The organism is Promicromonospora thailandica, assembly GCF_024171955.1.
Classification (GTDB): domain Bacteria; phylum Actinomycetota; class Actinomycetes; order Actinomycetales; family Cellulomonadaceae; genus Promicromonospora; species Promicromonospora thailandica.
In genome coordinates, this window is record NZ_JAMTCS010000012.1 from 56,374 (window position 1) to 69,938 (window position 13,565).

Below are 13,565 nucleotides of genomic sequence, written 5' to 3' on the forward strand. Positions count from 1 at the left end.
CAAAGGCCTCACCCGCAGGCGCGCATCACCCCGCCGCGGCCGGCGGCGCGATGGCGCCGACCAGCATGTGGACCAGGTGCTCGCCGTCCACGCCCCACTTCTCCCGGGCCAGGTGCCCGCTGAGCTCCAACCCCGCGATGCCGTGGGCGCTCGACATCAGCAGGGCGCCGTGGCGCAGGGCGTCCTGCTGGCCGACGACGTCGGCGACGATCGCGAGGAACTGCTGCTCCAGGCGGGTCGCCGCCGCTGCCGAGTCGGGGTCGTCCGCCGGCGTGCTGAACATCAGCGCGTAGCGGTGCGGCCGTCGGCGTGCGACGTCGATGAGGGCGAGCAGGGCGCGCTCCAGGCGTGCGGTGGGGGCGGCGTCGTCGTTCCGCAGCTCCTGCACCGTGTCCGCGAGGGCGTCCCAGGCGTCGATGGCGAGCCGCGTCAGCAGGTGCTCCTTGTTGCGGAAGTGCCCGTAGGGCGCGCCCCGGGAGACGCCCGCGCGGGCGCCCACCTCCCGCAGGGTCACGGCGTCGGGGCCGCCGGTGTCGAGCAGCTCGGCCGCCGCGCGGAGCAGGGCCCGCCGGGTCGCGGCGGCGGTCTCGGTGCGTGTCACCACCGGACCAGGGTACTTGACAGCGTCACATGAACGGGGTGACAGTGGTTCGTATGACAGCGTCAGATGAAATGAACGAACTCACGACGAGTATGCGACGGCTCCTCGACCGTGCCGAGATCGCCGACGTCCAGATCCGCTACGCCACCGGCACCGACTCCCGGGACTGGGCGCTCTTCCGGACCTGCTTCACGGACGTGGTCGAGGTCGACTTCAGCGCGGGCTTCGGCCAGCCGGCCGCCCGCCTCCAGGCGGACGACTGGGTCGCCATGACCGCACCGCGGATGGAGTCCTTCACGGCGACGCAGCACCAGATCACCAACCAGGTGGTCACCTTCGACGGCGAGGACCGCGCCACGGGCGTCGCCTACGTCCGGGCCAGCCATCACCTGCCGACCAGCACCGGCGACAGCGACCAGACCGTGTACGGCTCCTACACGAACCAGTTCGAGCGGACGGCGGACGGGTGGCGCATCTGCGCCCTGAAGCTCACACCCCTGTGGATGACCGGGAACTTCGGCATCTTCCAGGCGGCACTGCCGGGCGCGGCCGACGTTACGGCTCCGTGAGCGCGTCGCGCAGGCGGTCGGCCAAGGCTCGCGTCCGACGCCGCACCCGCGCGATCCCCGCCGCGTCGTTGTAGCCGGCGTACGCGGGCCACTCGAAGACGTAGGTCGCCAGCTCCTCCAGCAGGACCGCCCGCCGCAGCGCGTCGGCGTCGGCCGGGGAGCGGGCCAGGTACCCCGCCAGGAGGGTCGGCGGGATCCGCACGCCCGCGGGTGCGGCGCGGACGCTGAGGAACGCCAGGTCCGCCGAGGCCCGCCCGAACCCCGCCGACTGCCAGTCGCAGAGCGCGAGCCCGCGCCCGGAGTGCAGCACGTTCGCCGCGTGGCAGTCCCCGTGGACGAACACCGTCGGCCGGGCGTCGAGCCGCTCCACGATCCGGGCGCGGTGCTCGGGCAGAACGTCAGGCAGGTCCGACGCCCAGAACGCCCGGACCAGCCCGGCGTCCGGCAGAGGTTCGCGCAGCGGGTCGCGCCGGTCCCACGAGCCCTCCGGGAGCGGCGACGAGTGCAGGACGGCGAGCTGTCCGCCCAGCTCCGCCCAGTCCCGGTCGGTCCACGCCGACGCGGGCCGGGCCGCCCCGGCGTCCGACAGGAGGAGCGCGAGGCCCGCCGGGAGGGCCGCCGCGTCGAGCAGCGCGGGCGTCGGTACGGGGAGGGTGGGTGCGACAGCGCGGTAGAAGCGCAGCTCGCGCTCCGCCGCCGCGACGGCCCACGCCCCCAGAGCGACGGGCGTGACCTTGAGGTATGCGGGCGCTCCCGCGGCCGTCCGCACCTGGTGGACGCCCGCCCCGGACCGCGCCTCGGCGGACGCCGGTGCGCCGGTGGGGGTGACGCCGAACGCCGTCAGCGCCGCGCCGAGCAGGTCAGCGGGCATCCGCGCGGGCCAGGAACTCGTCCGCCGCCCGCCGGGTGCGCAGCCGGTGGAACGTCAGGTGGGCGTTGGCCGGGTCGGCCATGGCCGCCCCGTACCGCGCCGGGTGCTTCCGGAGCTCCGCCCACGACCACCGGAGGATCGAGCCCGCCGCCCACGGCACGAGCACCTCGCGCCAGGGCTGGCGGTTCCCGGTACCGGGCCAGAGCTCCTCCTGGCTCAGCGCCAGCCGGAAGGACCGCCCGTACACCTGCGCGAGCACCGTCGGCGCCGGCGGGTCGATCCAGACGACGGTGTCGGCACGTGCCCAGACCGCGTCCCGCACCACGGAGTAGTTGCCGTCCACGACCCAGAGGTCCGTGGCGACCGCCCGCCCCGCGTCGCGCGCGAAGTCCGCGCGCGGCCTCCACCCCGGGCCCCAGTGCAGCGCGTCGAGCTCCACGTACGGCGCCCCGAGGCGCTGCGCCAGCCGGCGCGCGAACGTGGACTTGCCCGACCCCGACGCTCCGACCACCGACACCCTGCGCACCGCGCCACGGTAGCGGAAGCCTCCGACACGGGGCGGCCGGTCCAGATTCCATCCGAAGAAATCGAGGTTGACCTGCACAGTTGTCTTGCGCTTGCCCCCGGGGATGGGCTGGACTGGTGCCGCGCCCACCGGCGTGCGCTCTCTGTGTCACCGATCGAGCCCACAACACCCATGACGGCAGCTCTGAAGGAGAAAACGATGCCCAACAACGCGGCGACGCGCGCGGAGAGATTCGCGTCAGGCATGGCGGCCCTCGACTCCATCCACGACGACGCCGGGCACGGCGTCATCGAGTCCCTGGCGGACATCGCGCCGGAGCTCGGGCATCAGATCGTCGCGTGGGGCTACGGGGACATCCTCTCCCGGCCCGGCCTCGAGCCCCAGCAGCGCCAGCTCGTCACGCTCGGCATCCTCACGGGGATGGGCGGCAGCGACGCGCAGCTCGAGGTGCACATCGGTGCCTCGCTCAACGTGGGCCTCACCCCGCAGCAGATCATCGAGGTCTTCCTGCAGAGCGCCGTGTACTGCGGCTTCCCGCGCGCCCTCAACGCGGTCGCCGCCGCACGCAAGGTGTTCGCCGAGCGCGGTCTGCTGCCGCTGGACTGAACGGTCCCGCCGACGGCGCCGCGCCGGCGCCGTCGGCTACGGCTGAGGGCTCAGCCCCGGCCGATGCGCCGGCGCGGGTCCAGGCCGGAGTCGGCGAGGCTCGCGACGGTCGCGCCCGGCCCCAGTACGCGTTCGGCCCGCAGGTCGTGCACGACGGCGCGGAGCAGCCCCGGCAGGAAGTCCCGCCCCCGCCGGACGCACCACGGCAGCCCGGCCCGCACCAGCCAGGTCAGGCGCTGCCCCGGTCCCGGCGGGTCGGGCGCCGCGGGCAGGACACCGTCCGGCGCGTAGCCGGCATCGAGGGCCGCCAGCGCGGCACCCACGGCCAGTGCCAGACGGCGGTGCCCGGCCGGTGACGGGTGCACCCGGTCCACGTGCCAGGCCCTGGCCCCGGCGGGCGCGATCGCCGCGGCGGCGTCGACCACGACCACGCGCCCGGCCACCTCCTCCGCCACCCTGTCCACCGCCGCGTTGATCGCTGCCACCCGCCGCCGCATCACGCGCCGCACCAGGCGCGGCGCGAGCTCGAACAGGCCGATCACCGGCAGCCGCACGAGCACCACGTCGGCGCCCGCGCGCCGCAGCTCGTCGACGCACCGCCGCAGGTCGAGGAGGGTGAGCCGCGCGTCGAAGTCGCTGCGCAGCACGTCGTTGCCGCCCACCAGCAGGGTCGCGAGCCCGGGCCGCAGCGCGAGCGCGGCGGAGAGCTGGACGTCCGCGACGTCGCGGGAGCGGGCGCCGTTGGTGGCGAGGTTCGTGAACGTGTCCACGCCGAGCACAGCGGCGAGGTGCGCGGCCCAGCCCGGGCCGTGCGCGGCGTCCGGACCGACCGTGTCACCCACGCCCACGGTGATCGAGTCACCGAGGGCCACCAGCCGGTCGCGTCCCGCCGCCGTCATCTCACCGGCGTCCCACGTCCAGCCCCGCGTCGGGCCGCAGGTCGTAGGCCCGGCGGGAGTGCAGCTCCATCATGGCGTCGCCGGTGGCGCTCCAGGGGAAGAGCTCGGCCCGGGCCCGGGCGGCCTTGCGCCGCTCGTCGACGTCGCGGTCGAGCACCTCGTGCAGGGCGAGGGCGAGGGCGGCCGGGTCGGGCGCGGCGGCGGCCCCGGCGGTGCCGACCACCTCGGGCAGCGCGCTGGTCGAGCTGCACACGACCGGGGTCCCGGAGGCCAGCGCCTCCAGCGCGGCGAGCCCGAAGGTCTCGATGGGGCCGGGCGCGACGACCACGTCCGCGGCGGCCAGCAGGGTCGCGAGCCTGTCGCGGTCCCGGACGAACGAGAGGAAGCGGTGCGGGACGCCCGCGGCCTCGGCCCGGCGGCGCATCGCCGGCAGCAGCGGTCCCGCGCCGGCGACGACGAGCCGCACCGGGCGGCCGTCGCGCACGAGCTGGGCCGCGGCGTCGATCGCGAGGTCGGGCCGCTTCTCCGTGGACTGCCTGCTGGCGAGCACGACGAGGGCCGTGCCGGGCGGCGCGTACTCGGCGCGGGCCTGTGCGGACCAGCGGTCGGGCCGGAACCGTTCGAGGTCCACCCCCAGCGGCACCCGGTAGAGCGGGGGGAGGGCGACGCCGCGGGACCGGGCCGCGAGGCGTTCCACCTCGCCCGCGGCGAACTGCGTGGTGGCGACCAGCCGGTCGAAGCGGGGCAGGGTGAGGCCGTTGTACCAGTCGGCGAGCCGCGGCGTGACGGCGGCGCCCGCCCCGGCGGCGGGCCGGCCGTCGGCGGCGCCGGGGATCCAGGAGCGCAGCACGCCGTCGACCCGCTCGTGCAGCATCATGAGCGACGGCACACCCGCCTCGCGGGCCCAGTCGCCGAGGCCGGCGAGCGTGGTGCGGTCGCTCACCTCGAGCCGGTCGGGGGCGATCGTCTCGAGCAGCCCGCGCATCTTGCCGGGCTGCACCACGGCGCGGTAGCCGCCGGAGAACGGCACGCGCGGCGCGGCGAGGCTCACCACGCGCACCCCGTCCACGAGCGAGACCGCGTCCCGGCGCCCCGGCACCACGAGCACGGGTTCGTGCCCCCGGGCGAGGTACTGCCCGGCCATGGCGTGCATGGCGGTCCGGATGCCTCCGGACCGGGGGCTGTAGAAGTTCGCTACGTGGACGATCCTCAACTCATACCTCCGCCGATCCGGCTCTCGCGTGCACCCGGACCGCGTCCTCGTAGTGCACCATGAGCTCGGAGCAGATGTCGTGCCAGGTACGGCGCTCGGCACGGTCGCGGGCCGAGGCGCCGAAGGCGCGCCGCTTGCGCTCGTCGCCCACCAGGTCGACGACGCGGGCGCGGAGCGCCTCGTGGTCACCTGGAGGGTACAGCCAGCCGTCGTGCGAGTGCCGGACGATGTCCAGCGGGCCGCCCGCGGCGGGGGCCACGACGGGGACGCCGCTCGCGTGCGCCTCCTGCAGCGTCTGGCCGAAGGTCTCCAGCTCGCCCGGGTGCACGAACACGTCGAGGCTCGCCATGGCCCGGGACAGCTCGGCGCCCCGCAGCAGGCCGGTGAAGTGCGCCTGCGGGAGCACCCGCTCCAGGTCCTCCCGCTCCGGCCCGTCGCCCACGACGACCAGGCGCACGCCCGGCAGGTCCTGCACCACGCGCAGCGCCTCGACCTGCTTCTCCGCGGCCAGCCGGCCCACGTAGCCCACGAGGATCTCGCGGCCCGCGCCGACGGCGCGCCGCCAGGCCTCGTCCCGGAACTGCGGGTGGAACGCCTCCGTGTCCACGCCGCGGCCCCACAGCCGCAGGTTCGGGATGCCGTGCTCCTGGAGCTGCCGCATGGTCGCGGTGGACGGGGCGAGCGTCATCGTCGCGCGCTCGTGGATGTCCTTGACCCGCTTCCACAGGAGCGGCTCGAAGCCGCCCAGGCCGTAGCGCGCCGCGTAGCCGGGCACCTCGGTCTGGTAGACGGCGACGCTCGGCAGCCGGAGCCGTTCGGCGGCCAGGATGCCGCGCCAGCCGAGGATGAACGGCGACGCCAGGTGGATCACGTCGGGCGCGAACGTCGCCAGCGTGCGCTCGGTGCGCCACTTCTTGCCCACGACGAGCCGCACGTCGGGGTACCCGGGGAAGCCGATGGAGCCCAGCTCGACCACCGGTGCGCCGCTGACGAAGGGCGGGACGTGCCCGACGGACGCGTCGGCGTCGGGCGCGAGGACCATGGCCTGGTCCCCGCGCTCCTGCAGGTGCTCGAGAACGCGCAGGACGGAGTTGGTGACTCCGTTGACCTGCGGCAGGAAGCTTTCCGCGACGATGGCTACGCGCACGTCACGAACCTGCCGGTCGTCGGTGGCCGGTCAGCGGATTCCATGCGGCGATCCGGGGAACGGGCGGCGTCAAGTCGGTAACCGCTGCACAGGATGTCACGATCCCGACCGTAGCGGAGACCGGGCGTCAACGCGGTCGCGACACCGTCCGGCGGGTGCGTGCGAGCTGGACCAGCCGCACGACGGCACCCACCAGCAGCGCCACGAGCAGGGCGTTGCGCACGGCGCCGACGGTCGTGGCCAACGGCCAGCCGCCGAGGAACTCGCCGTACCGGATCGGGTAGACCTCCATGGTCAGGCGCGCGACGATCAGCGTGCCGAGCGCCGGCAGGAACCACGTGCGCCGGGTGCCCTGGCTGCGGCTGCCCAGCGCGATGGCGGCCGCCAGCGGCGGGCCGATCCAGGCGACGAACTGCGGCGACCCCACCTTGTTGAAGACGATCAGGGCGAGCAGCTCCGCGGTGGCGCCCAGCAGCAGGATGTCGCCGACGCGGTCGGGCCGGCGTCGCGCCGTGAACCAGACGAGCGCCGCGAGCAGCAGCGCGGCCACGGGGAGGGCGACGTCGAGCGCCTGGGCGACGGCGTCCGGCCCGGCGCCCAGCACCTCGTACGTGTAGATGACGTCGTCGTACTCGACCTGGATGGTGGGGTCCCACAGGCGGGCCACCGTGAACGGCGTGGCGGCGACGGCCTCGACCTGGAGCTGCCGGTCGCCCTGCTCGCCGAACACGTCGAGCACGTTGTCCTGCCCGCCGCCCGCGATCGCGACGCCGACGACGACGGCGGTCACCGCCGCGCCCGGCAGCACCACGTTCCGCAACAGCTCCTTGAGGTTCGACGCCGTCGCGGCGAGCACGAGGGCCACCGCGCCCGGGGCGATCTTGATCCACGCGCCCACCGTGGCCAGCGTCATCGCGAGCGCGGGGCGGCGGACGGCGACGAGCAGCGCCACCAGGATGATCGGCGCGAGCAGACCGTCGAGCCGGCCGATCCAGATGGGGCCGAGCGCGGCGAGGAAGGCGAGCCAGAACCACACGCCCGCGGACCCGTGGGGGCGCGCCCGGCCGAGCACGGCCACCGCGACGCCGTTGGCGATCGTGACCAGGCCCATCCACACCCAGGAGTAGGCGTCGGTGGACCCGGTGAGCAGGGCGGGAACCAGCATGGGCCCCAGGGCGCCCAGCGGGTACACCCAGTCGTAGCCGAAGACCGGCCACCACCCCTGGCCCATGCCGGTGCGGACCCACCACTCGTACAGGCCCACGTCGCCGAGGATCTGCCCCCCGAAGACCCAGGCCTGCAGGATGATCCAGGCGTGGACGACGGCGAAGCCGACCCACAGGGCGGGCCACGAGGAGAGCACGCGGACGGTGGACCGCAGGACGTCCCTGCGCCCGGTCCGGGGCGTTGTCGACATGTCAGACGGGCTCGGCACGGGCCACATCCTTGCACTGATCGACGGCGGCGTCGGCGGCCGGCCACGAGGTCTTCAAGTTCGGCTGTTCGCGTTATAGAGTTCGGACACCCGAACTTCTGGAGCCCACATGTCTCGCACCGTCGCCGAGCCTCGTGCCGGCCGCGCCCGTCTGATCGCCCTGCTCGGACCCGCGTTCGTCGCGGCCATCGCCTACGTGGACCCCGGCAACGTCGCCGCGAACCTCACGGCGGGCGCGCGCTTCGGCTACCTGCTCGTCTGGGTGCTCGTCGCGGCCAACGCCATGGCGGTGCTGGTCCAGTACCTCTCCGCCAAGCTCGGCGTGGTGACCGGGCGCTCGTTGCCGGAGGTGCTGGGGGACCGGCTGCCCCGCCGGGCACGGCTCGCGTACTGGGCGCAGGCGGAGGTGGTCGCCGCGGCGACCGACCTGGCCGAGGTGATCGGCGGCGCCATCGCCCTGTACCTGCTGTTCGGTGTGCCGCTCGTGCTGGGCGGCGTCATCACCGGCGTGGTGTCGCTGCTCGTGCTGGCGGTGCAGCAGCGCAGAGGGCAGCGCGCGTTCGAGGCCGTGGTGACCACGCTGCTCGCGGTGCTGACGGTCGGCTTCTGCGCGGGCCTCTTCTTCTCCCCGCCGGACCCGGCGGGGATGCTGGCGGGCCTCGTGCCGCGCCTGGCGGGCGCCGACTCCGTGCTGCTGGCCGCCTCGATGCTCGGCGCCACCGTGATGCCGCACGCCATCTACCTGCACTCCTCGCTCGCCCGCGACCACCTGCACGCGCCGGGCACCTCGGTGTCCCGCGTGCTGCGTGCCACCCGGGTCGACGTGGTGCTGGCGCTCGTGCTGGCGGGCAGCGTGAACATCGCGATGCTCCTGCTCGCCGCCGCGAACCTGGAGGGCCGTGCGGGTACCGACACCATCGAGGGGGCCCACGCCGCCATCGCGGGCACCCTGGGGCCGGTGGTGGGCGTGCTGTTCGCGGTCGGGCTGCTGGCCTCCGGGCTCGCGTCGACGTCGGTGGGCGCCTACGCGGGCGCCGAGATCATGTCCGGCCTGCTCAAGGTGCGGGTGCCCCTGCTGACCCGCCGGCTGGTCACCCTGCTGCCCGCCATCCTGCTGCTGATGACCGGCATATCGCCCACCTGGCTGCTCGTGGTGAGCCAAGTGGTGCTGAGCTTCGGCATCCCGTTCGCGATGATCCCGCTCGTCCGGGTCACCCGGGACAGGGGGCTGCTGGGCGAGCACCGCAACGGCGCGATCACCCAGGCGCTGGCCTGGGTGATCGCGGGCGTCATCGTCGCGCTCAACGTCACGCTGCTCTGGCTCACGTTCACGGGCTGAGCGGCTCCGGCACCACCTCGCCGGACGCCGCGAGCGTCGCGGCCAGGGACGCCGCGATGGTGACGCCGGCCAGCCGCTCCTCGGCCGCGCGCTCCGCGTCGCGGTAGACCTCGCCGAGGGTGGACCCGATGCTGCGGCCGATCGGGCAGTCCGGGGACGGCGGCGAGGTGTGCAGGCCGAACAGCGGGCCGTCGTCCAGGGCGTGCCGCACGTCGGCCAGGGTGATCTCGTCGGCGGGCCGGGCGAGTGCCCAGCCCGCGTTCGTCCCGCGCCGCGACGTCACCAGGCCGGCCTCCTTGAGGCGACCCAGGAGCCGGCGGATGACCACCGGGTTGGTCCGGACGCTGCCCGCGACACCGTCGGAGGTCGCCGGACCGTTGCCCCGACGTGCGTGCAGCTCGACCCACTCCAGCGCGTGGACGGCGAGCGTCAGGCGGGAGTTCGCGCTCACGCGCTCGCCTCGGGGACCGGCGCGCCCTTGATGAGCTTGGCGGTCGCCCAGGCCGACCCGACGTTGGTGCGGCCCGGCTGCTTCTCGAGCAGCTGCCGGTAGAAGTCGAACGCGTCGACGGAGGTCGCCGCCGTCTCGTCCACGTCGCGCAGGTACCGGATGGTCGCGTCGAGGTCGGCAGGCGAGTTGTCGTTCTGCGGCTGCTTGTGCCCGCTGACCACGTGGGCGGGGTGGAGACTCCGCAGCCGTTCCAGGGCATCGATCCAGTTCAGGCGGCTCGCTGGTGTCGTCTCGGTGAGGTAGGGGTAGGTGGCGTTGTAGACCACGTCGCCGCCCACGAGCAGGCCCAGGGCTGGGACCCACAGGACCGTGCTCCCCTCGGTGTCGGTGTGACCCACCTCGATCGCGCGCAGCTCGTTGCCCTCGAGCTCGAAACGGTCGCCGTCGAGGACCTCCGGGAGCTCCACGGGCGGGATCTGCCCGGGGAAGAGCTTCTCCCAGAACCCGTCGAGGTAGGCCGGGTCGGCCTGGGCGCGCAGCCCGGCGAGCGTGCCCTTCGTGGCCAGGAACCGGGCTTCCGGGAATGCGGCCCGGAGCTGTCCGATCCCGAACGCGTGGTCGCCGTGGCCGTGCGTCACGTACACCGCGGCGAGCGTCCTGTCGTGCGCGCGGACCCACTCGATCAGGCGGTCGTTCTGCTCGGTGGTGGTGAACGTGTCGACCAGGACGGCGTCGCGCTCACCCCAGATCAGCGTGGCGCTGTTCGCCACCCAGCGCAGGTCGCCGCCACCCTCCGGCAGGTCGCGGGTGACCCCCTCGCGGCGTTCGGTCATGACCTCGTAGTGCAGCTCGTTCGACATGGTGCCGACTCCTCTCGTGCACCTCCAACGTAACCAAAATGATTACACCGGGCAACCTGGTCACCTTGTGCTGCTGCTCACGGCACCAGGTACGTGACGTCCCCGTTCGAGCTGCGGATCCGGACGGTCCGGTCGGCGTCCGGGTCGGTGGGGCCGTCGATGGTCTCCCGGCCGTTCGACGTCTCGATCGTCAGCGCCACCGGCTCGTCGTCACCCGTCACGGTGACGTCGCCGTTGCTGGTCTGCGCGTCGACGTCGCCGCCCACCCCGGAGACCTCCACCGAGCCGTTGCTGCTGCGGACCGACGCGTCGCCGGTCACCTCCTCGACCGTGACCCGGCCGTTGCTGGTGCCGCCGGTGACGGTGCCGTCGACGTCGCGCACGGTGAGGTCGCCGTTCGAGCTCGAGACCTCGACGTCCGACCCCGCGCCCGTCACGGTGACGTCGCCGTTGCTGGACCGGGCGAACAGCGAGCCCGCCACGTCCGTGGCCTCGACCTCGCCGTTGCTCGTGTGGAGCGTGACCTCGCCGGCCAGGCCGCCGGCCACGACGTCGCCGTTCTCGGTGCGCACCACGACCTCCGTGCCCGCGGGCAGGGTCACGTCGAGGTCTCCGGAGCAGCGGGGCAGGAAGACCGACCACCCGCACCGGTGCGTGACCTCGAGCCGGTCGCCCGACTCCTCGGCGGAGTACCGGGGCTCGCGCAGGCCGCTGTGCGCGACGGCATCGACCTCGACGTCGCCCTCGGCGGCCGTCACGGTCACGTCGCCGTCGGTCACCAGCTCCACGGTGCCGACGGCGTCATAGGTGTGGTGCGACGTCGTGGTCTCCGACATGGCCAGGTCCACGAGGAACAGCGCGCCGAACCCGACGGCGACGACGCCGAGCAGCACGCCGAGCGTCGTCAGCACCCGGGCGGTCGCGCCGCGTCGTGGCGAGCCGTAGCCGGCGTCCTGCACGGCGGGGGTGGCAGGTTCCGGGACGATGGGCTGGGTCATCAGCGGGTTCCGTTCTGGTCGAGCCAGCGCAGCACGGCGAGCACCCGGCGGTGGTCGTCGGCGGCCGGCGGCAGGCCGAGCTTCATGAACAGGTTGGTGACGTGCTTCTCGACGGCGGGCAGGCCCACCACGAGGCGGTCGGCGATGGCGGCGTTGGACCGGCCCTCGGCCATGAGCGCGAGCACCTCGCGCTCACGGCGGGTCAGCACGTCGAGGTCGGAGCCGGGGTGCCGGGCGATGATCTGCGTGACGACCTCCGGGTCCACGACCGTGCCTCCCGCGGACACCCGCGCCACGGCGTCGAGGAACTCGTCGACGTCGGCCACGCGGTCCTTGAGCACGTAGCCCAGCCCGCGCGCGCCGCGCGCGAACAGCTCGGACGCGTAGCTCTGCTCCACGTACTGCGACAGCACGAGCACGGGCAGGTCGGGGTGCAGGCTGCGCAGGTGCACCGCGGCGCGCAGGCCCTCGTCCGTGTGCGACGGCGGCATCCGGACGTCGGTGACGAGCAGGTCGGGCAGCACGGCGTCGGCCCGGCCGAGCGCCGTGACCATGCTGTCGGCGGTGACGTGGCCCGTCACCTCGTGCCCCTCGGCGGTCAGGAGCCGGGTGAGGCCGTCCAGGAGGAGGACGGAGTCCTCCGCGATCACGATGCGCACGGCACCTCCACGGTCAGGCGGGTGCCCGCGCCGGGCGGGCTGTCGAGCTCGAACGTCCCGTCGAGGGCGGCGACGCGGCCGCGCAGGCCCTCGAGCCCGCTGCCGGGGGACGCCGCGGCGCCGCCCCTGCCGTCGTCGGACACCGTGACGCGCAGGCGGGGCGGGTCGGCGTCGGGCACGATCGCGGCCCGCACGCGGGCCGTGCCCGCGCCCGCGTGCTTGGCGACGTTCGTCAGGGCCTCGGCGACGACGAAGTACGCGGCGGCCTGCGCGGCCGAGCCGGCGGGGGTGAGGTCGCCCTCGACCTCCACCTCGACCGGCACGGGGCTGCGCCCGGCGAGGGCCGAGAGGGCCGCATCCAGGCCGCGGTCGGCCAGCACCGCGGGATGGATGCCGCGCACCAGGTCACGCAGCTCCCCGAGGGTCTCCTTGATCTCGCGGTGCGCGAGCTCGAGGGCCGCGACGGCGTGCTCCGGGTCCTTGTCGGCCAGACGCCGGGCCACGCCCAGCTCGACGCCGAGGGCCACGAGGCGCTGCTGGGCGCCGTCGTGCAGGTCGCGCTCGATGCGGCGCCGCTCCGTGTCGGCGGCCGAGACGGCGGCGGTCCGTGACTCGGTGAGCACGACCGCGCGCTCCCGGGCGGTGTGCGCGGCGGCCTCGGCCACCCGCGCCTCCTGCTCCGCGGCGAGCGCGCGGGCCTCGGCCTCCTGCGCGACGGAGGGGCCCAGGAGCGCGTGCGCCGTGCGCACCACGAGGAAGGAGCCGTACTGCGCGACGGCGGCAGCCGACCACAGGGCCACGAGAGCGCCGGCCAGTGCCAGGGTGACCGTCGCGGGCCAGGCCAGCCCGGTCCAGCCCGCGACCACGCTGTCCCGGCCGACGACCGCGAAGGCGACCGCGGCGACCGCGGCCGACGCGAGGGCGGCGACCACGGCGAAGAAGAGGGTGCAGACGAGCAGCAGGACCAGGGCGTACAGGGCCGCGGCCCAGGCCCGGCCGTCCCGGATCGGCCCCCACAGGCGGCCCCACCGTCCGCCGCGGTCCACGGGTGCCGCCGGTGCGGGCACCAGCACGCCGACCTGCGTCAGGATGCGTTCCCGCTCGGCCGCGGCGAAGGCACGGGCCGCCACGAGGAGCAGCGCCAGGAGGGGGAGGCCCAGGCCGAGCACGGGCACGAGCGCGGCCGCGACGACCACGAGGATCCACAGGACGAGTCCGGCCGTCAGGGACCAGAGCCAGCCCACGGCGAGAGCGGCGACGGCGCGCGCCGTCGCCGGGTCGAACGGGGCCCTGAGGAACGCGGCGCCCGACACGAGCGCGGGCGCCGTCCGGTCCTCGAGGCTGAGCGGCGCGGGGGCCGCGCCGTCTGCGCTGGTCATGGATCTGACCCT

General features: G+C 74.6%; 15 protein-coding genes. 3 read left to right on the forward strand and 12 right to left on the reverse strand.

Going from position 1 to position 13,565, the window contains the following annotated elements; translation table 11 throughout:
- Positions 1 to 25: 25 nt before the first annotated feature.
- On the reverse strand, positions 26 to 604 hold the full coding sequence (locus tag APR03_RS18640) for a TetR/AcrR family transcriptional regulator (protein ID WP_253838021.1): 579 nt from the start codon (positions 602 to 604) through the stop codon (positions 26 to 28).
- An 89-nt stretch (positions 605 to 693) separates the two neighbouring features.
- Here APR03_RS18640 and APR03_RS18645 point away from each other — a divergent pair, with 89 nt between their 5' ends.
- Entirely contained in the window at positions 694 to 1,170 is a 477-nt protein-coding gene (locus tag APR03_RS18645) for a nuclear transport factor 2 family protein (protein WP_253838022.1), read from the forward strand.
- On the opposite strand, the gene APR03_RS18650 is transcribed toward APR03_RS18645, so the two are convergent.
- Positions 1,157 to 2,041, reverse strand: coding sequence for a phosphotransferase family protein (locus APR03_RS18650; protein ID WP_253838024.1), 885 nt, complete (start codon positions 2,039 to 2,041; stop codon positions 1,157 to 1,159). The two genes, APR03_RS18645 and APR03_RS18650, sit on opposite strands and share 14 nt — an antisense overlap.
- Complete coding sequence (locus APR03_RS18655) at positions 2,031 to 2,567, reverse strand: AAA family ATPase (RefSeq protein ID WP_253838026.1); 537 nt, start codon at positions 2,565 to 2,567, stop codon at positions 2,031 to 2,033. Before APR03_RS18655 ends, APR03_RS18650 begins: the two co-directional genes overlap by 11 nt.
- A 198-nt stretch (positions 2,568 to 2,765) precedes the next feature.
- Here APR03_RS18655 and APR03_RS18660 point away from each other — a divergent pair, with 198 nt between their 5' ends.
- Positions 2,766 to 3,173 carry a carboxymuconolactone decarboxylase family protein gene (locus APR03_RS18660; RefSeq protein WP_253838028.1) on the forward strand — a complete coding sequence of 136 codons (408 nt, stop codon included), beginning with the start codon at positions 2,766 to 2,768 and terminating at the stop codon, positions 3,171 to 3,173.
- A gap of 50 nt (positions 3,174 to 3,223) precedes the next feature.
- Here APR03_RS18660 and APR03_RS18665 read toward each other — a convergent pair whose 3' ends face one another.
- The 4 genes from APR03_RS18665 to APR03_RS18680 all read right to left on the reverse strand — a co-directional run bounded on the left by APR03_RS18665 (position 3,224) and on the right by APR03_RS18680 (position 7,876).
- Positions 3,224 to 4,072, reverse strand: a complete 849-nt coding sequence (locus tag APR03_RS18665; protein ID WP_253838036.1) for a GDSL-type esterase/lipase family protein — start codon at positions 4,070 to 4,072, stop codon at positions 3,224 to 3,226.
- A gap of 1 nt (position 4,073) precedes the next feature.
- Positions 4,074 to 5,285 (reverse strand): glycosyltransferase, encoded by a 1,212-nt coding sequence (locus APR03_RS18670; RefSeq protein ID WP_275977750.1) that lies wholly within the window; start codon positions 5,283 to 5,285, stop codon positions 4,074 to 4,076.
- Between the two features lies 1 nt (position 5,286).
- Positions 5,287 to 6,432 carry a glycosyltransferase family 4 protein gene (locus tag APR03_RS18675; RefSeq protein ID WP_253838038.1) on the reverse strand — a complete coding sequence of 382 codons (1,146 nt, stop codon included), beginning with the start codon at positions 6,430 to 6,432 and terminating at the stop codon, positions 5,287 to 5,289.
- Between the two features lie 127 nt (positions 6,433 to 6,559).
- Positions 6,560 to 7,876 (reverse strand): hypothetical protein, encoded by a 1,317-nt coding sequence (locus APR03_RS18680; RefSeq protein ID WP_253838040.1) that lies wholly within the window; start codon positions 7,874 to 7,876, stop codon positions 6,560 to 6,562.
- 100 nt (positions 7,877 to 7,976) lie between these two features.
- Between APR03_RS18680 and APR03_RS18685 the strand changes: the two genes are divergently transcribed.
- Entirely contained in the window at positions 7,977 to 9,206 is a 1,230-nt protein-coding gene (locus APR03_RS18685) for an Nramp family divalent metal transporter (protein WP_253838045.1), read from the forward strand.
- Here the strand turns inward: APR03_RS18685 and APR03_RS18690 are convergent.
- The 5 genes from APR03_RS18690 to APR03_RS18710 all read right to left on the reverse strand — a co-directional run bounded on the left by APR03_RS18690 (position 9,196) and on the right by APR03_RS18710 (position 13,553).
- Positions 9,196 to 9,657, reverse strand: a complete 462-nt coding sequence (locus APR03_RS18690; RefSeq protein WP_253838047.1) for an Rrf2 family transcriptional regulator — start codon at positions 9,655 to 9,657, stop codon at positions 9,196 to 9,198. The genes APR03_RS18685 and APR03_RS18690 overlap by 11 nt on opposite strands.
- Positions 9,654 to 10,517 carry an MBL fold metallo-hydrolase gene (locus tag APR03_RS18695; protein ID WP_253838048.1) on the reverse strand — a complete coding sequence of 288 codons (864 nt, stop codon included), beginning with the start codon at positions 10,515 to 10,517 and terminating at the stop codon, positions 9,654 to 9,656. The genes APR03_RS18690 and APR03_RS18695 overlap by 4 nt, the downstream gene beginning before the upstream one ends.
- A 77-nt stretch (positions 10,518 to 10,594) precedes the next feature.
- A complete protein-coding gene (locus APR03_RS18700) occupies positions 10,595 to 11,515 on the reverse strand; it encodes a DUF4097 family beta strand repeat-containing protein (RefSeq protein WP_253838049.1) in 921 nt (306 codons plus the stop codon).
- The gene (locus APR03_RS18705; RefSeq protein WP_253838050.1) at positions 11,515 to 12,174 is read right to left on the reverse strand and encodes a response regulator transcription factor; all 660 of its coding nucleotides are present in this window, start codon (positions 12,172 to 12,174) and stop codon (positions 11,515 to 11,517) included. Before APR03_RS18705 ends, APR03_RS18700 begins: the two co-directional genes overlap by 1 nt.
- Positions 12,162 to 13,553, reverse strand: coding sequence for a sensor histidine kinase (locus APR03_RS18710; protein WP_253838052.1), 1,392 nt, complete (start codon positions 13,551 to 13,553; stop codon positions 12,162 to 12,164). Before APR03_RS18710 ends, APR03_RS18705 begins: the two co-directional genes overlap by 13 nt.
- Positions 13,554 to 13,565: the final 12 nt, after the last annotated feature.

Coding starts and splice junctions, on each gene's coding strand:
- APR03_RS18685 (WP_253838045.1), top strand. CDS start 7,977: ATGTCTCGCACCGTCGCCGAGCCTCGTGCCGGCCGCGCCCGTCTGATC.
- APR03_RS18665 (WP_253838036.1), bottom strand. CDS start 4,072: ATGACGGCGGCGGGACGCGACCGGCTGGTGGCCCTCGGTGACTCGATC.
- APR03_RS18645 (WP_253838022.1), top strand. CDS start 694: ATGCGACGGCTCCTCGACCGTGCCGAGATCGCCGACGTCCAGATCCGC.
- APR03_RS18660 (WP_253838028.1), top strand. CDS start 2,766: ATGCCCAACAACGCGGCGACGCGCGCGGAGAGATTCGCGTCAGGCATG.
- APR03_RS18650 (WP_253838024.1), bottom strand. CDS start 2,041: ATGCCCGCTGACCTGCTCGGCGCGGCGCTGACGGCGTTCGGCGTCACC.
- APR03_RS18710 (WP_253838052.1), bottom strand. CDS start 13,553: ATGACCAGCGCAGACGGCGCGGCCCCCGCGCCGCTCAGCCTCGAGGAC.
- APR03_RS18695 (WP_253838048.1), bottom strand. CDS start 10,517: ATGTCGAACGAGCTGCACTACGAGGTCATGACCGAACGCCGCGAGGGG.
- APR03_RS18700 (WP_253838049.1), bottom strand. CDS start 11,515: ATGACCCAGCCCATCGTCCCGGAACCTGCCACCCCCGCCGTGCAGGAC.
- APR03_RS18680 (WP_253838040.1), bottom strand. CDS start 7,876: ATGTGGCCCGTGCCGAGCCCGTCTGACATGTCGACAACGCCCCGGACC.